Here is a 25,899-nt window from a genome sequence, read left to right as displayed (position 1 = left end):
GGAGGTAGGAAATGCAAGTAAATGATTTTAAGAACATACAAGAAGCAATAAAGTATGAAGTTTTACAAGATGAAAAAGAATATTTAAAACTCTTAAAAGTTATAGGTAACAATCAGAAATATGATTTTTCTAGCCAACTAAGTATATACAACAAAGAACCTGAAGCTAGAGCTTGTGCGACATTTGATATGTGGAAGAAATATTTTGGTCGAGTTGTTATGAGAGGTCAAAAGGGTATTCCAATTTTAGTTGGAAGTGATGTAAATCAAAGAATTTCATATATTTTCGATATTAGTCAAACCACATCAATGGATAGGAATATTAATGAGGTTAGCTTATGGCAGTTTGACCACGAAAACCATAACGAGGCTTTAAAAGAAATAATAAGAGATTCTTCATTTGAAGCTAGTGATTCACTAAACGAAAATATATTTTCTTTAAGTCGAATTTATGGAGATGAATATATTAATTTGGCTATTGCTGATTTGAGAATAGATGTAGAGGATAGACTGAGTTTTGAAAAGTTTATGAGAGACTCAATATCCTATGCGATAGCTAATAGGTTTAATACAGCCTATCCTATGGATATGGAAAATTTAAAAAATAATTTTTCTAGGATTAATACAATTTCTTTAGAACAGATAGGTCTTGTAATATCAAGAGTTAGCGAAGATATTATAGATAGCACAATAGAAAAATCTAAGGAAATGGATCGAGCTAGGCTGCTGACAGAAAGGGCCGGTGGCGACTATAATAGAGATATAGAAAATATAAATGAAGATAGAGGAGGTCAAGATGATTTATATAGACGAGATGATAGGTCAAGAAGTAGAGATGGACGAGTTTTCACAGATGGAAGCGACAGAAGAAATAGCAATGAAGATCGAAGAGAAAACCTTGGACATGATGGAGAAGGATCTGGAATTTATGGAGAGATTTCCGAATCCAACATACGCAGTTCTAAGACTGTCTTACCTGGTAGGGAGCGAAGACATGGAGAACTGGAAGAAACTTCAGAAAATGTACGAGGAGAAAACACTTTTGAACCACCTGAAGGAAATTCAGAATCAGGCAGTGGACTTTATCAAGAGAGAGAAAGTCAAGATGATGAAAGCACAAGGATTGACAGAGAAAATGATGAGAGGGAATCCAGAGGAATACCAAGGACAGATGAACAACTTGATGGCAACAGTGAAGAAAATGGCAATCAAGGAATACGTGGAAGCTTAGAAAATGAAATAAGTCCAGAAAAGGAAGCTGATGAAGCTTCTTTTTTTGATGGCAAAAACACTGAAAATAGAAAAGATTACTGGATTGTAGAATTTAATGAAAATCACGAATTAGTTCCCGATTATAGTGGGCAGATAGTAACTAAAGACTTAATCAATATCCTAAGACAAAAGGATATTGATATTAAAGACCATAATCAAACTCATGGAGAAAATGAATTTGGAGAAATGACTGATGATTATATCGGATATTTCAAATTCTATTTTGATCACTATGTAGACGGCGAAATTGTCGAACATTATAGAATTGACCTTGGAGATGGTGAAGAAGTTAATGAGCGTGAATTTTCATATTTAGAAGAGCAAGTTGCACTAAGTGAGGAAAAAGCTTCACAAGAAGAAGTTAAGGAAAAGATAGAGCCTAAGTTTAAGAAAGGTGATCAGGTTAGATATAAAGATAAGGACTTTACCATTACAGATTTTGATGAACTAAGTGGAGGACTTAAAACTGTAACCATTAGAGATAATATGGAGTATATGGGAGGTATGATTAGGGGTTCGGAAGTAATTCCATATAGAAACGATTCATACCTTGAAGAAATCTTTGAAAATCTAACTCAAACATCAGAAAAATTAGCAGTAAAGGTTGGAAAAGAATTTATTTTAGAAGATAAGAATACCTTTGATGGAATTAACTTAATTGAAGCTGGAACTAAGGTAGAAGTTAATGGGGAAGAATTCCCTTTATATAAAGGTGAAACATTTGAAGAAAGTAGAAAGATTGATGACCTTTTAGATAGTGGAAATTATGAGATATACAAATTATCTGAGCATGAAAAACAAATTGAAAGACAAGTAGAGCAAGAAAGCTTTATAGATAACCACAATCTTGAAATTGACCAAATGATGGATAGATACAATGTTCCAAGAGAAGCAGCCGAAAACTTATTGAGGGGTAAAGAGGATTTAAAAAATCTAGGCTATGAACCTAATAAGGAAAGGCTAAGTTTTGCTAGAAATTATGACTTGAAAAATCATATCTACTCAGAATACCTAACACCATCAGAAAAGCTAGATAAAAATATAAAAGCTATTAAGATGCTCAAAAGACTTGAAAATGAAAATAGGAGTCCAAGAGAGTATGAACAAGCCTATCTTGCTGATTATCTAGGATGGGGTGGTCTTGCCGATGTCTTTGATGAAGAAAAGGGAGGACAATGGCTTGAAGCAAGAAATATTTTAAAAGAAAATCTAACAAATGATGAGTATTTGAATGCTAAAGAGTCTACTCTAACATCATTTTATACACCTAGAGAGGTAATGGATGGAATATATAAGACCATAACAGATATGGGTTTTAAGACTGGGAATATCCTTGAACCATCTGCAGGAGTCGGTAATTTTATTGGAAGTATGCCAAGTGAAATACAAAGCTCTAAAGTCTATGGAGTAGAAAAAGATAGTCTAAGCGGAAGAATAGCAAGAGAACTTTATCCTGAAGCTAATATTCAAATTAAAGGTTTTGAAGAAACAAACTTCTCAAATAATTTCTTTGACTTGGTAATAGGAAATGTTCCCTTTGGAGATTTTAAAGTTAACGATCGTGAATATAACAGAAATAACTTTCTGATTCACGATTATTTTTTTGCAAAGTCAATAGATAAGGTTAGGAATGGAGGAATTATTGCCTTCATAACTTCATCTGGAACTATGGATAAAAAAGATGAATCTGTTAGAAAATATATTAATGCAAGATGTGAGTTTTTAGGAGCTATGAGGCTTCCTAATACAATATTTAAAGGACTTGCTGGTACAGAAGTTACTTCAGATATTATTTTCTTGAAAAAGAGAGATTCAGTTATAGAAAGAGATGATGATTGGATTCATCTAGCAACTGATAAAAAGGGTTTGACTTATAATAAATACTTTGTAGATAATCCTCAGATGGTATTAGGGAATATGAAAGAAGTATCTGGCAGATTTGGCAATACTATTACTTGTGATGAAAAAGAAGATGAAAAGTTAAAAGACTTAATGGATATTGCAAGTAAGGAAATATCTTCAAATTCAAAATATGAAGAGGTCGAACTATTGGAAGATGAAGAATTAAGTCTTCCAGCAACAGATGATGTTAAGAATTTTTCTTACACTATTATTGATGAAGAGGTCTACCTAAGAGAAAACTCAGTCTTAATCAAGCAGAATATATCAGATAAAAATAAAGAAAAGATAAAAGATTATCTTGATGTAATGAATGCTTTAAAAGATGTAATAGAAAAACAAAAGGACTATTTTTCAGACGATGAAATAAAAGAGTCACAAGCAAAGTTAAATGAAGTCTATGATAACTTTTCAAAGAAACATGGCTTTATTAACTCCTTATCAAATACTAGAGCCTTAAAGGAAGACTCAAACTTTCCTTTGGTTTCATCAATAGAAATACTTGATGATGAGGATAATTTCAAAGCTAAGAGTGATATATTCTCAAAAAGAACAATAACAAAGGCAAAGGTAGTAGATCATGTAGACACTTCCCTTGAAGCTTTAGTCTTATCAGTTTCACAAAAAGGATATGTAGATTTTGAATATATGGAATCTATCACAAGTAAAGATAGGAACACCTTAATTGGTGAGCTTGAGGGCGAGATATTTTTAGATATTAAGGATACAGACCTAATAAATAACAGAATGCCCTTTGAGAACTTTGACAATGACGATCCATTTCATTTTTCATATGTATCGGCTGATGAATATTTAAGTGGTAATATCAGAGAAAAGATTGGCTACCTCAATTCATATATCGGAGAAATTGAAAATGTAATAGATTTAGCACCTTCTGAAAAGAAAGATACACTATTAAACGAGTTAGGCAAACTCAAATATCAAAGAGAAAAATTACAAGAAGTTATGCCTGAAGAACTTACTGCTTCTGATATAAATGTAAGGTTAGGAGCAACCTGGATACCTCAAAAAGATATAGAAGACTTTACTTTTAACCTTTTAAAAACACCAGGTTATGATAGGTGGAATATAAATGTTAGGTTCTCGCCACACTCAAGTGAATGGAATATTGAGGGTAAAAGTGTTGACTCGACTAATGACCTTGCTAACATGACTTATGGTACAAGTAGAGTAAATGCCTATAAGCTGATTGAAAATGCTCTTAATCTAAAAGATACAAAAGTATTTGACCAAATAATAAATGATGATGGGTCTAAGACTTCTGTATTAAACAAAAAAGAAACTATGCTAGCAAGTCAAAAGCAAGAACTGATAAAAGAAGAATTTAAGAATTGGATATTTGAAGATCCTGATAGAAGATATAGGCTAGAGAAGATTTATAATGAAAAATTCAATTCAATTAGAAATAGAGAATTTGATGGTTCTAACTTAACTTTTGATGGAATGAATACTGAAATTAGACTTCGAGAACATCAAAAAAATGCAATAGCTAGGACTCTTTATGGTGGAAATACACTACTTGCCCATGTAGTAGGAGCAGGAAAAACTTTTGAAATGGTAGCTTCTGCTATGGAATCTAAAAAGTTAGGACTTGCAAGTAAATCATTATTTGTAGTTCCTAACCATCTAACTACTCAAATTGGTAGGGAGTTTATGCAATTATATCCGTCAGCAAATATTATGGTGGCCGATAAAAAAGACTTCCAACCTAAAAATAGAAAAAGATTTATTGGCAGGATTGCAACGGGAGAATATGATGCAGTTATTATAGGACACTCTCAATTTGAAAAAATACCAATGTCTAAGGAATACCAGGTAAGGCATATACAAGATCAAATAGATGATATAGTTTCCTTTATTGATGAGAACAAAAGAAATAGAGGAGAAAATTTCACAGTAAAACAACTGGAAAAGACAAAGAAGAAACTCTTGGTAAGACTTGAAAAACTAAATGATGACTTTAAAAAAGATGATGTAATAACCTTTGAAGAACTAGGAGTAGATAAGTTATTTATAGACGAAGCTCATAATTACAAAAACTTATTTTTGCATACCAAGATGAGAAATGTTGCGGGTATCGGTCAGAGTGAAGCCTTTAAGTCTTCGGATATGTATATGAAATGTAGGTATATGGATGAAATGACAGATGGCAAGGGAGTTGTTTTTGCTACTGGTACACCAATATCAAATTCAATGACAGAGCTTTATACCATGCAAAGATACCTTCAGTATGACGATTTAAAGGCAAGAGGATTAGAACATTTTGACGCTTGGGCTTCTACTTTTGGAGAAACAGAAAACACCTTTGAATTATCTCCAGAAGGCACTGGTTATAGGCAAAAGACAAGATTTTCAAAGTTTTATAACTTGCCAGAGTTGATGAGCATGTTTAAAGAAGTAGCAGATATAAAGACTTCAGATATGTTAAATTTGCCAGTACCAGAAGCAAACTTCGAAGTTATTAAAACAAAACCTACTGAGGAACAAAAAGAAATATTAGAAGCTATTTCAGAAAGAGCTGATGCGGTTAGAAATAACCAAGTCGAGCCTACAGAAGATAACATGCTAAAGATTACAAATGATGGTAAAAAACTTGCCCTTGACCAAAGATTAATAAACCCACTACTTCCAGATGATCCTAATTCGAAGGTAAATGTATGTGTAAAAAATATCTTTTCAATCTGGGATAAGACAAAAGAAAATTCATCGACCCAATTAGTATTTTCAGATATGTCTACACCAAAAGGAGATGGAGAATTTAATATCTATGATGATATTAGAAATAAGCTAGTGAATATGGGAATACCTAAAGAAGAAATAGCCTTTATCCACGAAGCAGATACAGACAAACAAAAAGATGAATTGTTCTCTAAGGTAAGAAGAGGAGAAGTAAGAGTCTTATTAGGTTCTACTCAAAAAATGGGAGCAGGTACAAATGTACAAAATAAACTAATAGCCTTACACGATTTAGACGTCCCATGGAGACCGTCTGACCTAGAGCAAAGAAGTGGTAGAATTGTTCGTCAAGGTAATGAAAATGATAAAGTCAATATCTTTAGATATGTAACAGAAAATACCTTTGATTCTTATTTGTGGCAGACGATAGAGAATAAGCAAAAATTCATTTCTCAAATTATGACTTCAAAAACTCCAGTAAGAGTTGCAGAAGATGTTGATGAAGCAAGTCTATCTTATTCAGAAATTAAGGCTTTAGCCACTGGCAATCCTCTAATTAAAGAAAAAATGGATTTAGATAACGAAGTTACAAAGCTAAAAATGCTGGAAGCAAACTATAAATCTAATAAATATAAGCTTGAAGATAAGGTAAATAAATTTTATCCTCAAAGTATTTTAAAAACTGAAATGGAAATACAAGCAGTTAAAGAAGATATTGCAAGTGTTGAGAAATTAGGAGAAGGAGATAGTAAATTCACTTCAATCAGTCTTGGTGCAAATAAAATTTTAGATAAGAAAGAAGCTGGAGAGAAGCTATTAGAAGAAATAAAAAAGGTAAAGATAAATGATAGCAAGGTTATTGGTAAATATAGAAATTTAGACTTACAAGTTTCATATAACTTTATGACTAATACTCATACTTTTAAACTCCTAGGAAAAGCAGAATACTTTGGAGAGTTTTCAAACTCTACTGATGGCAATATAACAAGACTTGATAATGCTATTGAAAAAATGCCTGCAAGGCTTGGAAGATTAAATCAAAACCTTGAAAACTATAAAGAATCTTTAGAAAATGCCAAAGTAGAATTGACCAAACCATTTGAAAAAGCAGATGAGTTAAGGGATAAGACACTAAGATTAGCTGAAATTAATAAACTTTTAGATATGGGAGAAGTAGAAGAATTAGAAAACCAATCACCATTATTAGAAGATTTAAAGAGGGCGATAGTTGATTATTCTAACTACGAGTTCTCAGAATCTAATAGCTATGAAGACTTTGACAAATTATACCCTGATTTAAGCCATATAGGACTTGCCTATACAGAAACACCTGATGGTAAGCACACGATTCAATATGAGGTAAATTTAGAAGAAAAAACATGGACTCAGTATGTAGATAATGTAGCTATTAGAACAGAATCTTTTGTAGAAGAAGATATATCTAATTCACAAGCTATTAAAGATATGACTGAAGCCATAAAGATGTCAAGTTTTGACGATCTGGTATCAGTAGATGAAGAAGATTTAAAACAAGCCCTAGGTTTAGAAATAGATGATGATGGAAACTTCTATGATCCACTAGCAAAAGATCTTGATAATGATGGAATACCAGATAGGTATGACAATGATTTTAAAGATAGTGATTACTTTGAATCAACCTATGATGTAGAGGATAATCTTCAGGCAAGGGAAGAGAAACCATCTATATTGGGACAAATATCAAAATTCAAATCGGAAGAAGAAAAGATAAAAATCAAGAAAAAAACGAAAAAGCACAAGAAAGATAGAGGAGGGCGAAAGGCTCTCCTTATTTAGTACAAGGAGGAAATTATGGAATACAAAGATATTAGAGAAAACTTAGAAGAAATGATGAATGATAATTACAAGGATTTTATAAAAGCACTTGTGAGCATAGAAAAAGGCGTTACTGATGAAAAGGCACTTGAAGAAGTCTATGTTTTATTTATGATCAAAGACACAACAGGTCTATTAAATGATGACTTTGACTATATGATTGATGATATGAAAGAACAAGGGAAGATTGTTGGAAATACCAATGAACTTGAAGAAAAAGATGATCTTATAAATCTCGTGGGTAATATAGCAGGTCAAGTAGAAAATCTTGAAAGAGAAAATGCTAGTGGAGAAAAGTTCAAGGTAAGTAACTTTTCAATTGTTTCAAAAGATGACGGTGGGAATAAAATTTATACCAATTGTTCAGCCTATGGAGATAAGACAAAAGATTTAGAGAACCTAAAACAAGGAGATTTTGTTAAAATATTTGGACAAGTAAAAACAAGTATTGATAACAACGGAAAGGAACATAAGAATGTCCGTATTTTGTCCTCTAAGCTCTTAAAATCAAAAGAACAAGTAAAGAGTCAAGATAAAGATAAAGATAAAAAGTCCATATTAGGGCAAATAAAAAGCTTTAAGACAGATGACAAAACTAAGTCAACTAAGAAAGACCATAGCAAAGATACAGAGAGATAAATATCGGCAGTCTTCGGACTGCCTTTATTTTTTTGTATTTGTGTTTTAGAAAAGTGAATAATATTATGAAAAAAGTGAAGATTTATGCTATAATATAATTGATACAGAATTCATGAATGGAGAGATAGTCATGTTAAAAATCAGCTATAAAAAGCTATTTAAAAAAATGATTGACCTAGATTTAAATAACACAGAATTAATGGAAAAAACAAATATTAGTAGAAGTACATTTTATAAAATGAAAAATGGGGAGAATATTACAACTGACGTATTGTTAAGAATATGTGAAGGATTAAATTGTAATCTTTGCGAAATTATGGAGTTAGTTAAAGATGAAAATGATTGATTATGTTTTAGATAAGACAAATGAATATATTAAGATCGCATCTAAAGAAACTTGAAAAAGAATAGGACAGTTTTTTACGAGTAAAGAAACAGCAAAATTTATGGCATCTTTAATTGAGTTAAATATTAAAAGAGATGAAATATCTATTCTTGATCCAGGAGCTGGCTCTGGAATCCTTTCTGCGGCACTAATTCAGAGAATTATTGATAGTAAACTTATAAAAAAGATAAATTTAACATGTTATGAAACAGATGAAGATATTGTAAATTTGCTGGAAGCTAATTTATATTGGATAAAGGAAAATTCAAATGAATGAAGATAAGTTTTTAGGACCGAGAAAATAAGGGGAGGTGTTTATTATTAAAGGTGAAGTATCTAAAAAAGATTTGATTAGAGAAATTGAAAAAGCCATTAAAAGTGATGAATTGGGAGCATTCATTGGAGCGGGACTATCAATTCCTGCTGGATTTTGTAGTTGGAAAGAACTTCTAAGAGAGCCTGCAAAAGAAATTGGGTTAAATGTTGAAAAAGAAAATGATTTGGTTAGCTTAGCTCAGTATTATGCTAATTCAAAGAAGAGAACATCAATAGATGACTTGATCAAAGTGCAATTTTCTCAATTACTAAAACCTACTGATAATCATAAACTATTATCACAGTTACCGATTTCCACTTTTTGGACGACTAATTATGATAAGTTAATTGAAAAAGCTTTAGAAGATAATATGAAAAAGCCTTATGTAAAAACAACAGATGAGCAATTAAGAGGCACAAATCATGATTTTGATGCAATCGTTTATAAACTACACGGAGATGTAGAAACTCCTGAAGATGCAGTACTTACAAGAAGTGATTATGAAGAATTTGGATATAACAAAAGAAAGTTATTCAGAGAAGTTTTAGAGGGAGATTTGCTTACCAAGACATTTCTATTTTTAGGATTTAGTTTTGAAGATCCAAACTTTAACTATGTAATTGGAAGATTGAGGGTATTGCTCGATGAAAAGAATACAAGAAAACATTACTGTATTATGAAAAGGATCCAAGATACCGATGAGGATTATGAATACAAAAAAGCAAGACAGGAGCTACAAATTGAAGATCTAAATAGATATGGTATTTTTACATATTTAGTAGATAAATATGATGAAATCACTGAAATATTAAGTACTCTTGTTGATAGATTTAGAAGGAAAACAATATTTATATCGGGTAGTGCGTACTCCTATTCGACTTATTCTCAGGAAACTGGAGAAAATTTTATTCATAAACTATCTTTTGAACTATCAAAAAATGGTTATCATATTGTGAATGGATATGGTAAAGGTGTCGGTGATTTTGTATTAAATGGAGTTGCAGATTATTGTTTGACTCATAAGTCCAAAATAAATGATTTTTTAACGCTTATGCCTTTTCCTCAAAATAGTTCATTAGGTATTGATTTAGATAAGCTATATAAAGAAAATAGAGAGCAGATGATTGAAAATTGTGGCATCGCTATATTCATTTTTGGAAACAAAAAAACAGAAGATATTGCACATGGAGTGATGGATGAATTTGAGTTATGTAAAAAACATGGATTAGTATGTTTGCCTATTGAATATACTGGCGGGGCAGCCAAAGAAATATTTAAACAAACAACTCAAGAAATTTTAGACAAACATATAATAAGTGCAATTGAACAGGCAAATAAACAAAGCAATGGCGATATAGATATGTCTATTAAAAACATAGTACAAGCAGTTAAAATATTAAATAAGGAGGAGTTTTAAATGGCAAAAAGACAGGTGTTTTTTAGCTTTCATTACGACAATGATAATTGGAGGGCAGGACAGGTTCGCAACATGGGGAAAGTAGACAGTAGCTCTACCTTTTCAGATAATGACTGGGAGGAAGTAAAAGAAAAAACTGAAAGTAAAATTAAAGAATGGATTGATGAACAGCTAAACAAGCGTTCATGTTTAGTTGTTTTGATTGGAGAAAAAACAGCAAATAGAAAATGGATAAATTATGAAATAAAAAAAGCATACGAGTTAAACAAAGGTATTGTTGGAATTTATATCCACAAGTTGGAGAATGCATTGGGAGAGCAAGATGATAAGGGCAACAATCCTTTTGATTATTTAACATTAGAAGGTGAAAAACTGTCAAAGTATGTTAAATGTTTTGATTCTGTATACTTATCAAGCAAAAATGTTTATAGCGATATTAAAGATAATATTGAAGATTTAATTGAGTATGGAATAGAACATAAACCATCAACTTTGTAATAAATGATGATGGAGAGAAGCTACCTCTCCACCTCCTTCCCATAATAATTTTCATAGTTTTTCCTATACTGAACAAGGTCAGAAAATTGTTCTTTATTCAAAGAATACTCTTGCATAAGGGTGTTCTTTTTTTCTTGCAATTTATCGAGTTTGGATAGTATTTCTTTTGTCTTTGGTAGCTTATTATAATTTTCTAAGATTTCTTTTGCGGCTATTTTATAAATGGAAAGTTCGCTATAATACTCGTCTGCAAATTGCTTATCTTCAGGATTTTTCTTATGGTATTTATAGATTTCACGATACTTATTTATAGTATTAATATCTTCCATATCTTGGGATAAACTTTTCATTTCACTTTCAACTTTCTTTATTTTATCTAACAAGTCTTGTCTATCATCGGCAGATTTTTTTATTAGATCATCAAGTTGTGTAATTGAATTAATTCCTTGTTCTCTAAGTTTAATTATTGAATCAGCCATTGTTTTGATATTATGTTTTCTTGCCCAGACTTCGTAACCTTTAGAGGATTGTACTTTTTCATTAGTAGATATATCAATAACATTTCCTACACGTTTTTTAATAGGATTAGCTTTGTTCATAATAGCTAAATCTATTCTTTCTTTAATTTTATCTTCAGTATAATCTTCTCCGATAGTCTTTGCTCTTGTAAATCTTTGCTTATCTTTATGACGAAAAGCAATATGTTTACCAAACTTAATTTCATAATCAAGAGATTTCATATTTTCTAAAAACTCTTTCCACGAGTTAGACTTATTAATCATTCTATCTATATCAAATTGCAGTTTAGACTTCCAAGAATTTCCTTTCTTGTTTTGGTCATATTCATACCAGGATTTACCAGAAGTTTTATATTTTCTTTTGTAAGCTTCATAATATTTATCAATGACTGAAAGCTTATTTTCTTTACACAATTCATCACTTTGATACCTGATTTTATGGTAAGTTTTTTTGTTAGATTGGTAGCATTTACCAGTCTTATAATTAACATTATTAAAAATAATATGGTTATGGATATGCCATCTATCTATATGAGTTGCAAGAACAAATTCATAATCTTCTTTTAAAATTTTCTTACATAATTCCATTCCAATTTCATTAGCTTTTATAGGATCAACCTCTCCTGGTAGAAAAGATTGAATTAAATGTCTAGCCAAAACTGTACCTTTAGTATCATTGTCTTCTCGTGTTTTCATAAATTGAATGTGTGCAGTAGATGGATGACATTTGAATGAAGATACCAAGATTTTTTCATCAGTTTTTTCACTCTTAGTTATATAGTCTATTGCCAAATTTAGAGTTGATTTTATAGGATGTATTTTCGTAATTGCCATACTAATCACCAGAACTTTCTTTTGATTTATTAAGAAGTAGGGAATGGATCTGCCATATTTCTTTTGATAATTTTTCTATCTGTTTATTCATTGATTCAATTTCATTTTTGTAAATAACACCAGTTGTATTAGTAGCTTTTGCAATCTGGTTTATATTATTTGTTGCATTTGAAAGTAGCCATTGTAGGTTTCTAAATGGTTCTAAATCTACAACATAAATCTCTTTTTCTAACACACATTTCCTAAGAAAGTGGGACATAGTTTTGCAGTTTGCAAGTTTCATTTTCTTTTCAAAGATTTCTTTTTCTTCATCTGTTAAATATATTTTTAGTTGATTATTTCTTTTTCTATTATCCATAGTATATCTCCTTATCATAAAATATTGGGGTCTTAGGGTTCTCCCTAACAAGGTAAAATTGATAAAAAAAGAAGCAGTCCATAAAGGTTCTGCTTCATCAATTTTTCGTAAGTGGGTACTCACTTACTGTGCTTGCTATTAAAGTTATAAGCGTTAAGCGTTTATTCAGTTTTATTAATTATACCGCATTTAAATAAATTAATTAAGAAGTATACGGTAGAGTAGAGCAAAATTTATAATTTGATTGATATTGAAAATATTTTTCAATTAAGATATAATAAAAACCGAGGGAATCCTCGGAAAATAATTGAATGATTGGAGGTATTTTATTGAAAGATAAGGAAACAAAAGTTGGTCAAATTAGAAAAAAAGAAATTCGAGATGCAGCAATGAGATGTTTTTTGAATAAAGGATTTCAGAATACAACAATGGAAGATGTGATTAAAGAAGTTGGCATGAGCACAGGTGGTGTCTATCATCATTATAAAAGCACAGCTGAAATGCTTAAAGATTTAATGCTTGATGGAAATCAGTATAGAAATAATTTAATTGATAATTATTTAGAAGCTCACATAGGTCAAGATAAATATGAACAGATGAGTGAAATTTTAGTGGATAAGTGTCTACCAGATACAGATATTACTAAGGTTTATTCTCTTTTATTACAATCAAAAAAATATAATGAAGATTTAGAAAAGATGTTTCAAGATTTGAAAACAGAAACAGTAAATCAATTAGATTCAATATCTAATAAATTAGGAATTGATTCAAAGATTTTTGAAGATGGTTTTTTAGTAAATTATATAAATGGAATGATATTAAGCTCGCAAGTTCTTAATGCAAGAGATTCATATGATGAGAATAGGAAATATCTAAAAGATACAATTTTAAATTATATTTTAGATTTAGAAAAAAATAGATAACTAAGGAGGTTTCAGAAATGAATAAAAAATTAGAAGTTAGAGATTTAATTAATGTTGGTTTGTTTGCAGTACTTGGGTTTATTTTTATGCTAATAGGCTCATTTACAGCTATGGTTCCTGTTTTGATGCCAATTGTTCCCTTAGTACAGGGAATTTTAGTTGGACCTAGTAACATGCTTTTTTCAACAAAAATTAAGAAGCCAGGAATGCTTTTTATTCAAACAATGCTAATATCTTTAGCTTATGTCATCATGGGTCATGGTCCATGGGCACTTTTAACAGGAGCAATTGCAGGATTTATTGGAGAAATAATATTAAAATCAGGCTCTTATGACAGTAAAGGAAAATCTAGATTAGCATTTTCTTTTTCAAGTCTTTGCACTTTAGGAAACTATGTTCCGATTATCATCTCAAGAAATGAGTATGCACAAGGGCTTTTAAATCAAGGTTATAAGCAAGAATTTATTGACACAATGATGAAAGTTATGCCTGATTGGATTTTAATAGTTATGGCTATTTTAGGATTTATTGGTGCTTTTGTAGGTTGTAGCTTAGGAATTGTGTTTTTGAAAAAACATTTTTCAAAAATTGGTAAGTAAGAATTAGGGAGCGGGTTATTAGATATGATAAGGATAGATTTTAGAGCAAAATTATTTTTAATGATGGTTATTTCTTTTATTATGACAATTGGAAATATTCAAAGCCTAAATCCTATATATTATGTATTAATATGTATGCTCCCTACTTTTTTATTATTTTTATCTGGACATATAAAATCCGGGATTAAATCAATCATACTTTTTATAATATTGAATATTATAGAAATTAATATTAGGGAATTAAATGATTCTATAATATTATCACTTATACACATAGTTATAATTATAATAAAAAGAGTTTTTGCACCTATGGTTATGGGAAATTATATAATTTTAACGACTAGTGTAGGAGAAGCAATTTGTTCATTAAAAAAGGTGAAGTGTCCTGATCAGATAGCCATTCCTGTTGCGGTTATGGTTAGATATTTTTATGCAACAAGAATTGAGTATAGACAAATAAAACAAGCTATTTATTTGAGGGGTATAAGTTTTAGGAAATTTTTAAAGAATCCTATTTTATTAATTGAATATAGGATAATCCCACTATTGATGACCCTATCAAATTCTGCTGATGAATTGACAGTAGCTTCATTAACTAAGGGTCTTGCTGTCAATCAAAATAGATCAAATATTAGAGAAGCAAAGTTAACATTTGCTGACTATTTAATTTTTTTTGTTTCTATTTTAGTTTTATTTTTTTATATAAGAGGTAGAAAATATGCTTAAAATAAGAAAGCTTGATTTATCTTTTGATGATGAAAATATCTTAAAAAATCTAAATTTTGAATGTAAAGCTGGTGAAATTACAGTTATTACAGGACATTCTGGATGTGGAAAAAGCACACTATTAAAAGCAATTAATGGAGTAATACCTGAATACCTTGATGCTAATATTAATGGAGAAATAAAATATAACAGCCTAGATTTACTTAGTAAAAATATATTTGAAAGATCATGTATTATTTCAAATGTATTTCAAAATCCAAAATCTCAATTTTACTGTATGAATTCCACTGAGGAGTTAGCCTTTCAGCTAGAAAATAGAAATACTGACAAGTCAGAGATAATCAATAGAATAAAGAAATACTCAAAACTCTTAAATATAGAATACTTATTAGACAAAAATATATTTGATTTATCTGGTGGAGAAAAGCAAATGATAGCACTTGCAGCTTGTGCAATTTCTGAAAATGATATTATTTTATTAGATGAACCATCTTCATCATTAGATAATGAATCTATAGAAAGGTTAAAAGAAGCCTTAGTGAAATTAAAAGAATTAAATAAGATAATAATTGTTGTGGAACATAGATTATTTTATTTAAAAAATATAATGGATAAGCTATGTATTATTGATAATGGGTCTTTAAATTTATACGAAAAAGAAGATTTAAATGATTATAATTTGAAAGCTATTGCAGAAGGATATGAACTTAGAACATTTAATAAAATAGAGAAAAGTGATTTAGAAATTAATAAATATTATAAAGTGAATTTATTGGATGATAAAAATAATTTTAGCAATGGAGATTTATCATGTCATAATTTTAAGAAAAAATATGAAAAGAATAAAATTTTTGACTTTAGTATTTCCTTTAATAAGGGAGTAAATTTTATCATTGGAAAAAATGGAATAGGGAAAAGTACTTTCATTAAATTATTGACCGGTATTACAAAAGGTCACGGAGATGTATTTGTTAATCAAAAAAAAGTTACAAAACAAAATAAAGAAATTTTTATGGTAATGCAAGATCCTAGCTCCCAGCTTTTTACAGAAAGTGTATTATCGGAAGTATCAACAGTAAGTGAAGATAAAAGCCTAAATGAAAAAATGTTGGAAAAGATGGGATTATTATCAAAGCTTGAAAAACATCCTCAAAGTTTATCGGGAGGAGAGAAGCAAAGATTGTTGATTGCTATAGCAAGGCTTAGTAATAAACCTATTATTATCTTAGATGAGCCTACAAGTGGATTATGTAAACCACAGATGAATACATTAATTAATTTCCTACACGATATGGAGAGAGAAGGAAAACTCATTATAATTATTACACACGATTTTGAATTTATAAAACACTGTGATGGTACAATATATGAATTTCTAAAATAAAATGCAAATGGATACAATTATGGAGGTGTTAAATTATGAAAGAAAAAAGTCCTGCTGTAATATTGTGGGAGCTTGCATATAAGGAACATTCAAAGTTAAAAACATCTGTATTTATAGCAAGTATCGGTGTTATTGCCGGAATTGTTCCATACATTGCTGCAAGCCGTATTTTAGTCTATTTATTAAATGGAATTGCAGATTTCAAGGTCTATTTTTTATGGATGGGAATAGGTCTGTTATCTTATATTTTAAAATCTGTTTTATACTCTACGGCGTTATCTGTATCTCATAAAGCGACTTTTAGTGTATTGAAAGATATTCGCTTGAGAATGATTGATAAACTTCCGAAGATGCAGTTAGGAGAAATAATCTCTGTTCCAAGCGGAAACTTTAAGCAGATTATAGTGGATCAGGTTGAAAGTATGGAGAAACCGCTCGCTCACCTGTTGCCTGAAATGACATCGAATCTCTTAGGTTCTTTGAGTATATTTATTTACTTATTATTTCTTGATTGGAGAATGGCTCTTTTATCATTAGTATCCATTCCTGTGGGGATGCTTTTTATGGGACTCGTAATGAAAAATTATGCTGTTCAATATGAAGGATCTGTAAAGGTAAATCGAGAAATGAATTCTGCAATTATTGAGTATGTTAATGGAATAGAAGTGATAAAAACATTTAATCAAGACAAGAGATCGTACGCAAAGTACAAAGATAAAGTCATTGCAAATGCAAGATACTTTTATGAATGGATGAAGAGCTGTCAGTTACCTGTATCTTTATCTAAAAACATATCTCCTACTACAATGATCACAGTGCTTCCATTTGGTTGGTATTTCTACATTAGCGGCAGTTTAAGTGCAGAAGTATTTATATCTGTAATTATTCTATCTTTAGGTATTGCAGGACCTTTACTTGAAACAATCAATTTTGTTGATGGTCTTGCTAAGATAGGGACTATTGCAAATTCTATTAACTTAATTTTAGAAGGAAAAGAACAAAAGCATTCTGATAGAGAAGTGACTATCCAGCAATATAATATTGATTTACAAAATGTAAAGTTTGGATATGAAGAAGAAAAAGAAATTCTTCATGGAATATCCCTAAACATAAAAGAAGGTACAACAGTGGCTTTTGTTGGACCAAGTGGAAGTGGCAAGTCAACTTTAGCAAAATTAATAGCTGGATATTGGGATAGCATGGAAGGAAATATAAATATTGGTGGACACAATCTTAAGGAAATTCCATTAAAGCAATTATATAGTTTGACCGCCTTTGTTTCTCAGGATAATTTTTTGTTCAACGAAAGTATTAGGGAGAATATAAGAATGGGCAATCCAAGTGCCAGTGATAAAGAAGTAGAAGACATTGCTAAGAAATCGGGTTGTCATGATTTTATTATGAAAATGGAACATGGTTACGATACGGTTGTCGGAAGTAGTGGGAGCCATGTTTCTGGTGGAGAAAGACAAAGAATATCAATTGCAAGAGCAATGCTCAAAAATGCACCTATTGTAATACTTGATGAAGCTACTTCATATATAGATCCTGAAAATGAAGTGATTATAAAGCAAGCTTTATCAAAGCTTATAAAAGATAAAACGGTGATTATTATTGCTCATAGGTTATCAACTATAACAGATGCAGAACAAATATTCTTAATTGAGAATGGAGAGCTTGTTTCACATGGTAAGCATGAAGAACTTATGGAAGATTCTGAGTTATACCAAAAGATGTGGAATGCCCATATTGGAGTAAAGGATGGTGAAATAAAATGATAAGTGCCTTAAAGAAAATTTTAGACTTCTCAGGTGATGAGAAGAAAAATGTATACCATTCTATATGGGTAAGTTTCTTGTTTGCAATTTTTCACATGCTCCAAATCAGTGCAATATACATTATTGTTAAAGCTATTGTTGAAAAAGATATGAGTATGACACCTGCATGGATTGCTTTGATACTTCTTGTTATAAGCATAGTTGGCAGAAGTGTTGCAAATTATTATTCACAGTTACAGCAATGCCATGCAAGTTATTTTATGGTGGCAAATAAAAGAGTTGCAATAGGTGAAATGCTCAAAAAAATACCTATGGGATTCTTTAATGAAAATAATATTGGTGAAATCGTTGGAATTTCTACAACTGTTTTGGAAGATGTAGAAAATACTGCGGCAATGGTTATGGTAAATACCTTATCTGGTTTTATTAACACAATAATTTTTACAATAATGATTTTGGCTTTTGAATGGAGGATCGGTCTTATTGTTACAATTGGATGCTTGTTGTACTTATTAATTCTTTCAAAAATGGAAAACAAGTCAAGAAATGTTCTTCCTAAAAGACAAGTGGCATCGGCAAAATTAGTTGACACTATTTTAGAACAAATAGGTGGAATGGCTGTTATAAAATCCTTCAATTTAACAGGGAAAGGAGATGAAAAAGTCAGAGATGCTATTGAAAATAGTAGAAAAATAAATCTTGATTGTGAAAAACTGTTTACACCTTATACGATTTTGCAAAATATTCTTTTGGATTTGTTTAGCATTTTGATAATAGGTGCAGGTATTTTCTTTTATATTAATGGAGAACTTTCATTCTTAAATACAGTTATGACGATTATAATTTCTTTTCTTGCTTTTTCTCAAATAAAATTGGCAGGAAGTGCAACAACCTCTCTCAGAGTTGTTAGTGGATCTATTGAACAAACAAAGAAGTTAGAGGAATTTCCACAGATGGATATTGATGGAAAAGACATAAAGCCTACTACTTTCGATATTTCTTTTGATAATGTAGAGTTTTCATATTCAGGCAAAAAAATCCTTGATGATATTTCGGTCAAGATACCACAAAAACAAATGACAGCTATAGTTGGAGCTTCAGGAGCTGGAAAAACTACATTTTGTAATTTGATAGCGAGATTTTGGGATGTAGAGAAAGGAGAAATCAGCATAGGTAAACATAATATTAAAGAATATTCATTGGAGTCATTAATGAGACAAATTAGTATGGTTTTTCAAAATGTTTATTTATTTCAAGACACTATTGAAAACAATATAAAGTTTGCCAAGCCAGATGCTACTCATGAGGAAGTTATAGAAGCTGCAAAGAAAGCGTGTTGTCATGAATTTATTATGAAACTTCCTGAACAATATGAAACAGTTATAGGAGAGGGAGGTGCAAGTTTATCTGGTGGAGAAAGACAAAGAATATCTATAGCAAGGGCTATGATAAAAAATGCCCCGATTATTATTTTTGACGAAGCTACTGCAAATGTAGACCCTGAAAATGAGGATAAACTACAGATTGCTATGGAAGAACTTACAAGAGATAAAACTGTAATAATGATTGCACACAGACTAAAAACCATAAAAAATGCAAATCAAATTCTTGTCTTGGCTAATGGAAAGATAACGCAACAAGGTACACATGAAGAACTTATTCAAGTTGATGGTATCTACAAAAAATTTGTTGAAGCAAGACAAGTGGCAGCAAAGTGGCAGTTGTCATAAGTTATAAAAATATTGAAAACAACTGGAGGAAGTCATATGGGAAAACAAGATATGAAAACACAACTATTAACCAAAAGTCCTAAAGAACTGTTATTTAAGTTGGCAATTCCCGGAATAATCGGGATGATTGTCATAGGATTGTATCCATTTATGGATGGTGTGTTTGCAGGATGGCTCATTGGTGATTATGCTATGTCAGCCATTAGTGTGTCTATGTCCTTAACGATTATAAATGGAGGAATATCGGCATTGATTGGCGTTGGAAGTGCCTCAATACTATCAAGAGCAATCGGAAAGGGCGATAAAGAAACGACAGATAAAATATTCGGGAATTTTTGTTACTGGGTAATATTTTTTTCTGTAATTATCACGATATTGGGTTTGGTTTTTGCACCTCATTTTTTAGATTTGGTAGGAGCTAAAGGAAATATTAAAGAACTTGGTGTGAGATATTTAAGAATAGTTTTCTTTGGCTCTATATTTGTGAATTTTGCTCAAGCGGGAAATATGACAATGCGTGGCGAAGGTGCATTAAAGCAATCAATGATGATTATGGGCGCGGGAGCTATATTAAACATTATTTTAGATCCTATTTTTATGAAGTTGATGGGTGAATATGCGATTGAAGGTGCAGCTATTGCAACTGTAATATCTCAAATTGTACAAGCAATATTGACATTCCACTATTTTTCAAAGAAAAGTGCTTTTGTAGGGATCCATAAAATTCAAAAATACAAGGCAATTTATAGCGAAATGTTCAGTATAGGAAGTTCAGCAATGATGATGCAAATTTTATTTGCAGTACAGCAAACATTTTTGTTTAAGCAAGCCTTTGCGTATGGAGGAGATGATTGGGGAATTTTGATGTCTGCTACAATGCGATTATATATGTTTTCCTTTATTCCACTGTGGGGTATGAGTCAAGGCTTACAACCTGTTATTGGAGCTAATTTCGGAGCAAAACAATACGGAAGAGTAAAAGATACGATGAAGATTTTTATGTATGGTGCAACAATTCTTGCAGCTGCTTCATGGATACCATCAATGTTTTGTTCAGAAAAATTACTATCATTATTCAGTGTGAGAAGGGAGATTATTGAAGTTGGTGTTGTAAACTTTAAGATGTTTTATTCAACATTCATCTTATATGGAATTATGATTATGACACTTACATTTTTCCAATCCATAGGAGATGGAAAAAAAGCAGGCATGATTGTAATGCTTAGACAGTTAGTTTTATTTATTCCTGCAATATTACTATTTCCAAAGGCATTTGGAGCGTCAGCAGTTTGGTGGACAGAACCTATCGTAGATTTTAGTATGATTATGTTGGGACTGTTTTTAATGCTTAATGGACTTAGGAAAATGGGAAAAGACAAAGCATAAATACAAGGACATTTGATATAAAAGCGAAAATAATCAAAAGAGGCTGTAGGTATGGATGCTATTTATCTATAATGAACGGAGGGAAAGGGAGATGAACAAGTGTATAAGTTACCTTGTAGAATTGAAATGGAATAAAAATACTCCTTTTTTCTATAATTCTTGTAGTTGTCTGTCTTTACATTTTCTCGTCTAAACAATTAAATATAGTAAAAGAAAGAACGGATTTCTTTCATTTCAGAGGACTTCTTATGCCAAGATGCAGGAGTCCTCCTTTTTTGTCTGAAAAACAAATAGACAAAAAAGAAATGGAGGAAACTTTATGGCAAAAGAGTATTACCTTTATGTCAGAGGGCAAAAGGTAAAAGTCAGTGAAGATATTTATAAAGTCTACTGGCGAGAAAAAGAACACGAAAAGTATTTGGAGCAGGTGGACAAGAAAAACCACTTGCTATTTTTTTCGTCTCTAAATCACGATGGGAATTTTGAAGATAATCTAGAAGATAAAAATGTTGATGTTGAAAAAGTTGTAGCTACACAAATGATGATTGAAGCACTAAGAAATGCAATGTCAAAGTTAAATAAGGATGAACGAGAAATAATTGAAAGATTATATTTCAATGATGAAACACTTCGTGCAGTATCAAAGACTCAAAATATATCACATACTGCTTTAATAAAAAGGCGAGATAAGATTTTAGAAAAACTAAAGAAATTTATAGAAGAAATATAGTTTCTGGTTACCAAAGAGGGCAAATTTTCCTTTATAAAGTGAGGGGAGTTTTGTCCTCTTTCTATTTTAAAAGCAATCTAAATAATATTTGAACCTTAACAATTGAATAGACCAAGACAAGACATTAATCATTTTTGGAGCGTAATAACCTATCCGCCAAGATCTTTCTGCTGAATAATTCGGTAAAACAAGTACTGCTAAGCAAAAAGCAAGGGAAGAAGAAAGGGAGCGATAAGTAAGAGTTTGAACATAGGGAGGGATACCCTATTCGCTATGAAGAAAATGAGGATAATGATACTTCTAAGGTTGAAGCCGGCTCATCCTGAACAGAGGCGGAGGTGAGATTCCTATGTTGCTAATCCAATGCACTTGTCAATGTCAAAAAACTTTAAAAATATTAAAATAAATATTTTAAATATATTATTTGGAGGATTTATGATTAATGAAAATATAAAAGTAGTTCGTGTTTGTGAAAAAGCATTTCTAACATTAAAAGAAGCATCTGAATATTTTAATATTGGTCAAGATAAAGTTAGACAATTAACGGATGAAAATGATTGCGATTTTGTATTATTTAATGGTAGTAAGCGTCTTATTAAGAAAAAGTTAATGGAAGAATATTTAAATAGACAGTTCTCTATTTAATCTAAAACTATATATAAAACACGCTTAATGCGGTATAATAATTATAGCGTGTCTTTTATCAAAAAAGGAGAATTTTTATGGTAAAAAGACGCAAAGATAGTAAAGGGGTTGTTTTAAAAGACGGTGAATATCAAAGATCAAATGGCACTTATGAATTTAAGTGGCAAGACAAAATAGGTCGTAGAAAATCTATCTATGCGAAAACTCTAAAAGAATTAAGAGAAAAGGAATTAGATATTTTACGCAATACTATAGATGGAATCAACAACGAAGGAAGTAGCTTATCTGTAAATGATACTTTTAAGCTATGGACAAAGGTAAAAAGAGGTTTAAAAGATAATACCTTTAAAAATTACATCTATATGTATCAACAATTTGTCGAACCGACTTTTGGTCGCATTAAACTATCTGATATTAAAAGATCTGATGTTAGAAGTTTTTATAACAGATTAAAGGAAGATCAGGGATTGATGGTTTCTACCATAGATTGTGTTCATACTGTCTTACATCAGGTTTTAGAATTAGCAGTGGATGACGAATATATAAGATTTAATCCATCTGACAATGCTTTGAAGGAATTGAAAGTAGCTTATCGAAATGAATCTCTGAAGAAAAAAGCCATGACAATAGAAGAACAAGTGCTATTTGAAGAATATTTATCTAATAGTGATGAATATAAAAAATGGTATCCAATATTCATTGTTATGCTTTGGACAGGAATGAGAGTTGGAGAAGTTACAGGATTGCAATGGGACGATCTAGATTTTGATAATGGTCTTATAAATGTAAATAGGACTTTGGTATATTATAGTAAAGGTAAAGGATTAAACAATAGATATGCTATTAATACACCGAAGACAGTATCAGGTAAGCGAAGTATTCCTATGGTTCAAAAAGTAAAAGATGCTTTTCTTATGGAAAGAGAGTTACAAAAGACTTTTGGAATCGAATGTTGTGATTCAATCGATGGATTTAAAGACTTTGTATTTTTAAATAGGTTCGGAAAGGTTCACAATAATGGAACACTTAATAAAGCTTTAAGAAGAATTGTTAGAGATTGCAATTTAAGTATAATGGATAAAAATAAATCGAGCTCTAATGATATTCTATTAGTTCCACATTTAAGCAATCACATTTTCAGACACACCTTTACTACAAGGCTTAATGAACAAAATATAAATACAAAAGCAATGCAGTCTATTCTAGGTCATTCTGATATTAGTACAACAATGGATATATATGTAGATGCAACAGAAGATTTTAAGATAGAACAGATGGGAGAATTTGAAAAAGCGATGAAATTTATATTTTAGAATTTACGACAGCTTACGACAAATTTACGACAATTTGCTAGAAATCTATAGGCACTTATAGAGAGTTAGCAAATTGTCGTAAATGGAAAAGTACCATAAAATAGACTTTTATAGAGATTTAGACAATTATCTAAAGTAGAGGGGATTTTCCCAACAATGAAACCAGTTGGAAATAATTCTTCTGACAGTTCAAAAGATGGTGAAGACAATACAAAAGCGAAGAAATTAGACTTGTCAAAAGTAAAAGTTGAACCATTATTTGAGGATTTTGTAGATTTTGATAAATTCTCAGAATCTGATTTTAGAGTTGTGAAAGTAAAATCTTGTGAAGAAGTTCCAAAATCCAAGAAATTATTAAAATTCACTTTGAATGAAGGATCAGGAAAAGACAGAATCATATTATCAGGAATCAAAAACTACTACAGTGCAGAAGACTTAGTAGGTAAAACATTACTTGCAATAACAAACTTACCACCAAGAAAAATGATGGGAGAGGAATCTTGTGGAATGCTTTTATCTGCAATCTGCGAATATGAAGGAGAAGAAGTATTGAATCTTATAATGTTAGATTCAAATATTCCAGCAGGATCAAAAATTTATTAATTAAATTATCAGGCGATAGAATTGAATTCTGTCGTCTTTTTTTATTGCTATGAATTTCATATACATTTCATAAAACTTTTGTAACATATACATGTAACAAAGATAAGGAGATATTTATGATAAAAAATGCGATTGCTTATATAACAAGAAAAAGAAATAGGTCTTTGATAATACTGATAATTCTAACACTTGTTTTATCGTGTTTATATGCTTGTTTGAGTATAACGAAATCACAGAAAACATTGGAGAAATCACTATATGAAACATCAAATTCTTCTATTTCTATAACGAAAAAAAATAAAAACGGATATTTTGATATAAAAAAATTTGACAAATTAAAACAAATCAAAGATATAAAAGAGGTTTCATATCATTATGAAGGATTAGCCAACTTAACAAATACTAATGTAGTTGAAAGTGATCAGAAAGTTATGCGCGAAGATTTGTCACCGAATATGAAAAACTTAGTATCAATAAATGCTATGACAGATCAAAAACGCAATCAATTATTTACAAGCAAAGTTTTTACTATAAAACAAGGTAAGAATTTAGATAAAAAAGATGATAATAAGATTCTTGTTCATGAAGAATTTGCGAAGAAAAACAAGCTGAAACTTCACGACAAGATAGGTCTAAAGTTCATGAATATGAATGGAAATGGAGACACAAATAAAGAAACACAATATGAGATAGTTGGAATTTTTTCAGGAAAAAAACAAGAAAAATACACAGGTCTATCTTCTGATTTTAGCGAAAACTCAATGTTTGTAAATTATAACTCAGCTCAAAATTCATTGGATATTAAAGACAATGAAAAAATCGCTAATAAAATATCTGTTTACACACAGAATTCAGATTCAATGGATAACGTAATAAATCAAATCAAAAACCAAATTGGCAATTCTTCGAAATACATTATCGAAAAAGATGACAATGCATTTAAAGAAGCAATTGATTCGATAAACAGCGTAAAGCACATCATACAAATGATGACTTATTCCATCATGATAGCGGGACTTGTAGTTTTATCATTGATTTTAATCTTATGGTTAAGAGAAAGAATTTACGAAATAGGAATACTTTTATCAATAGGTGTTAGTAAAGTTAAAATCATAGGGCAATTCATCATGGAGCTTGTATTCGTATCCTTTCCTGCAGCACTGTTATCCTACATTAGTGGGGGTTTTATCATGAAACAAATAGTATCAGGAATAACCAAATCAGAAAATGCATCATTTGCAAAAAGCTTATTAATTACAAAACTATCCGATAAAATAGAAGTATTTATCAAAAGCTACGGATTGCTTTTATTAATAATCGCAGTTTCTGTGATTATAGCATCCGGAATAATATTAATCAAAAAACCAAAACAAATATTATCACAAATAAGTTAGGA

Annotated in this window: 19 protein-coding genes and 1 pseudogene; 18 read left to right on the top strand and 2 right to left on the bottom strand. The window is 30.6% G+C overall.

Going from position 1 to position 25,899, the window contains the following annotated elements:
• Positions 1-11: 11 nt before the first annotated feature.
• From HMPREF0391_RS08490 to HMPREF0391_RS08465, 6 genes are all read left to right on the top strand, one after another.
• Positions 12-7,682 carry a helicase-related protein gene (locus tag HMPREF0391_RS08490; protein ID WP_002836655.1) on the top strand — a complete coding sequence of 2,557 codons (7,671 nt, stop codon included), beginning with the start codon at positions 12-14 and terminating at the stop codon, positions 7,680-7,682.
• A 15-nt stretch (positions 7,683-7,697) separates the two neighbouring features.
• Positions 7,698-8,360: a hypothetical protein gene (locus HMPREF0391_RS08485; protein ID WP_002836653.1), complete on the top strand. Its 663-nt coding sequence runs from the start codon at positions 7,698-7,700 to the stop codon at positions 8,358-8,360.
• A gap of 130 nt (positions 8,361-8,490) precedes the next feature.
• Positions 8,491-8,706: a helix-turn-helix domain-containing protein gene (locus HMPREF0391_RS08480; RefSeq protein WP_005399336.1), complete on the top strand. Its 216-nt coding sequence runs from the start codon at positions 8,491-8,493 to the stop codon at positions 8,704-8,706.
• A gap of 61 nt (positions 8,707-8,767) precedes the next feature.
• Positions 8,768-9,022 (top strand): N-6 DNA methylase, encoded by a 255-nt coding sequence (locus HMPREF0391_RS09630; protein ID WP_227932434.1) that lies wholly within the window; start codon positions 8,768-8,770, stop codon positions 9,020-9,022.
• Between the two features lie 34 nt (positions 9,023-9,056).
• A complete protein-coding gene (locus HMPREF0391_RS08470) occupies positions 9,057-10,478 on the top strand; it encodes an SIR2 family protein (RefSeq protein ID WP_002836649.1) in 1,422 nt (473 codons plus the stop codon).
• Positions 10,479-10,976, top strand: coding sequence for a TIR domain-containing protein (locus tag HMPREF0391_RS08465; RefSeq protein WP_002836648.1), 498 nt, complete (start codon positions 10,479-10,481; stop codon positions 10,974-10,976).
• Positions 10,977-10,996: 20 nt separating this feature from the next.
• Here HMPREF0391_RS08465 and HMPREF0391_RS08460 read toward each other — a convergent pair whose 3' ends face one another.
• The gene (locus HMPREF0391_RS08460; RefSeq protein WP_002836646.1) at positions 10,997-12,328 is read right to left on the bottom strand and encodes a relaxase/mobilization nuclease domain-containing protein; all 1,332 of its coding nucleotides are present in this window, start codon (positions 12,326-12,328) and stop codon (positions 10,997-10,999) included.
• A 1-nt stretch (position 12,329) separates the two neighbouring features.
• Complete coding sequence (locus HMPREF0391_RS08455) at positions 12,330-12,686, bottom strand: plasmid mobilization protein (protein ID WP_016502679.1); 357 nt, start codon at positions 12,684-12,686, stop codon at positions 12,330-12,332.
• Positions 12,687-13,015: 329 nt separating this feature from the next.
• Here HMPREF0391_RS08455 and HMPREF0391_RS08450 point away from each other — a divergent pair, with 329 nt between their 5' ends.
• The 12 genes and pseudogenes from HMPREF0391_RS08450 (at position 13,016) to HMPREF0391_RS08395 (ending at position 25,897) form a co-directional block, all read left to right on the top strand.
• The gene (locus tag HMPREF0391_RS08450; RefSeq protein WP_009345225.1) at positions 13,016-13,609 is read left to right on the top strand and encodes a TetR/AcrR family transcriptional regulator; all 594 of its coding nucleotides are present in this window, start codon (positions 13,016-13,018) and stop codon (positions 13,607-13,609) included.
• A 17-nt stretch (positions 13,610-13,626) separates the two neighbouring features.
• Entirely contained in the window at positions 13,627-14,208 is a 582-nt protein-coding gene (locus HMPREF0391_RS08445) for an MptD family putative ECF transporter S component (protein WP_002836642.1), read from the top strand.
• Positions 14,209-14,232: 24 nt separating this feature from the next.
• Positions 14,233-14,934, top strand: a complete 702-nt coding sequence (locus HMPREF0391_RS08440; RefSeq protein ID WP_002836640.1) for an energy-coupling factor transporter transmembrane component T — start codon at positions 14,233-14,235, stop codon at positions 14,932-14,934.
• Positions 14,927-16,318: an ATP-binding cassette domain-containing protein gene (locus tag HMPREF0391_RS08435; protein ID WP_002836639.1), complete on the top strand. Its 1,392-nt coding sequence runs from the start codon at positions 14,927-14,929 to the stop codon at positions 16,316-16,318. Before HMPREF0391_RS08440 ends, HMPREF0391_RS08435 begins: the two co-directional genes overlap by 8 nt.
• A gap of 35 nt (positions 16,319-16,353) precedes the next feature.
• Entirely contained in the window at positions 16,354-18,096 is a 1,743-nt protein-coding gene (locus tag HMPREF0391_RS08430; protein ID WP_002836638.1) for an ABC transporter ATP-binding protein, read from the top strand.
• Positions 18,093-19,826, top strand: a complete 1,734-nt coding sequence (locus HMPREF0391_RS08425; RefSeq protein ID WP_002836637.1) for an ABC transporter ATP-binding protein — start codon at positions 18,093-18,095, stop codon at positions 19,824-19,826. The genes HMPREF0391_RS08430 and HMPREF0391_RS08425 overlap by 4 nt, the downstream gene beginning before the upstream one ends.
• Positions 19,827-19,862: 36 nt before the next feature.
• The gene (locus HMPREF0391_RS08420; RefSeq protein WP_002836636.1) at positions 19,863-21,212 is read left to right on the top strand and encodes an MATE family efflux transporter; all 1,350 of its coding nucleotides are present in this window, start codon (positions 19,863-19,865) and stop codon (positions 21,210-21,212) included.
• 319 nt (positions 21,213-21,531) lie between these two features.
• Positions 21,532-21,942 (top strand): sigma-70 family RNA polymerase sigma factor, encoded by a 411-nt coding sequence (locus HMPREF0391_RS08415; RefSeq protein ID WP_002836635.1) that lies wholly within the window; start codon positions 21,532-21,534, stop codon positions 21,940-21,942.
• Between the two features lie 435 nt (positions 21,943-22,377).
• Positions 22,378-22,587, top strand: a complete 210-nt coding sequence (locus HMPREF0391_RS08410; RefSeq protein WP_035109578.1) for an excisionase — start codon at positions 22,378-22,380, stop codon at positions 22,585-22,587.
• A 77-nt stretch (positions 22,588-22,664) separates the two neighbouring features.
• Positions 22,665-23,900 carry a tyrosine-type recombinase/integrase gene (locus HMPREF0391_RS08405; protein WP_002836633.1) on the top strand — a complete coding sequence of 412 codons (1,236 nt, stop codon included), beginning with the start codon at positions 22,665-22,667 and terminating at the stop codon, positions 23,898-23,900.
• 144 nt (positions 23,901-24,044) lie between these two features.
• Positions 24,045-24,503, top strand: a pseudogene (locus HMPREF0391_RS08400) (lysine--tRNA ligase); the annotation flags it as partial.
• A gap of 116 nt (positions 24,504-24,619) precedes the next feature.
• Positions 24,620-25,897, top strand: a complete 1,278-nt coding sequence (locus HMPREF0391_RS08395) for an ABC transporter permease (protein ID WP_002836631.1) — start codon at positions 24,620-24,622, stop codon at positions 25,895-25,897.
• The last annotated feature ends 2 nt before the right edge of the window (positions 25,898-25,899 follow it).

Origin of the sequence: Finegoldia magna ATCC 53516 (assembly GCF_000159695.1) — a bacterium.
Taxonomy (GTDB): Bacteria; Bacillota; Clostridia; order Tissierellales; family Peptoniphilaceae; genus Finegoldia; species Finegoldia magna_F.
The sequence above is the reverse complement of the archived record's forward strand: the minus strand, read 5'-3'. Positions and strand labels throughout refer to the sequence as shown.

Bases quoted from the DNA above. Each gene is read 5' to 3' on its own strand.
- HMPREF0391_RS08410 (WP_035109578.1), top strand. From the start codon at position 22,378: ATGATTAATGAAAATATAAAAGTAGTTCGTGTTTGTGAAAAAGCATTT.
- HMPREF0391_RS08485 (WP_002836653.1), top strand. From the start codon at position 7,698: ATGGAATACAAAGATATTAGAGAAAACTTAGAAGAAATGATGAATGAT.
- HMPREF0391_RS08440 (WP_002836640.1), top strand. From the start codon at position 14,233: ATGATAAGGATAGATTTTAGAGCAAAATTATTTTTAATGATGGTTATT.
- HMPREF0391_RS08460 (WP_002836646.1), bottom strand. From the start codon at position 12,328: ATGGCAATTACGAAAATACATCCTATAAAATCAACTCTAAATTTGGCA.
- HMPREF0391_RS08480 (WP_005399336.1), top strand. From the start codon at position 8,491: ATGTTAAAAATCAGCTATAAAAAGCTATTTAAAAAAATGATTGACCTA.
- HMPREF0391_RS08435 (WP_002836639.1), top strand. From the start codon at position 14,927: ATGCTTAAAATAAGAAAGCTTGATTTATCTTTTGATGATGAAAATATC.
- HMPREF0391_RS08405 (WP_002836633.1), top strand. From the start codon at position 22,665: ATGGTAAAAAGACGCAAAGATAGTAAAGGGGTTGTTTTAAAAGACGGT.
- HMPREF0391_RS08425 (WP_002836637.1), top strand. From the start codon at position 18,093: ATGATAAGTGCCTTAAAGAAAATTTTAGACTTCTCAGGTGATGAGAAG.
- HMPREF0391_RS08420 (WP_002836636.1), top strand. From the start codon at position 19,863: ATGGGAAAACAAGATATGAAAACACAACTATTAACCAAAAGTCCTAAA.
- HMPREF0391_RS08430 (WP_002836638.1), top strand. From the start codon at position 16,354: ATGAAAGAAAAAAGTCCTGCTGTAATATTGTGGGAGCTTGCATATAAG.
- HMPREF0391_RS08415 (WP_002836635.1), top strand. From the start codon at position 21,532: ATGGCAAAAGAGTATTACCTTTATGTCAGAGGGCAAAAGGTAAAAGTC.
- HMPREF0391_RS08395 (WP_002836631.1), top strand. From the start codon at position 24,620: ATGATAAAAAATGCGATTGCTTATATAACAAGAAAAAGAAATAGGTCT.
- HMPREF0391_RS08445 (WP_002836642.1), top strand. From the start codon at position 13,627: ATGAATAAAAAATTAGAAGTTAGAGATTTAATTAATGTTGGTTTGTTT.
- HMPREF0391_RS08455 (WP_016502679.1), bottom strand. From the start codon at position 12,686: ATGGATAATAGAAAAAGAAATAATCAACTAAAAATATATTTAACAGAT.
- HMPREF0391_RS08465 (WP_002836648.1), top strand. From the start codon at position 10,479: ATGGCAAAAAGACAGGTGTTTTTTAGCTTTCATTACGACAATGATAAT.
- HMPREF0391_RS08490 (WP_002836655.1), top strand. From the start codon at position 12: ATGCAAGTAAATGATTTTAAGAACATACAAGAAGCAATAAAGTATGAA.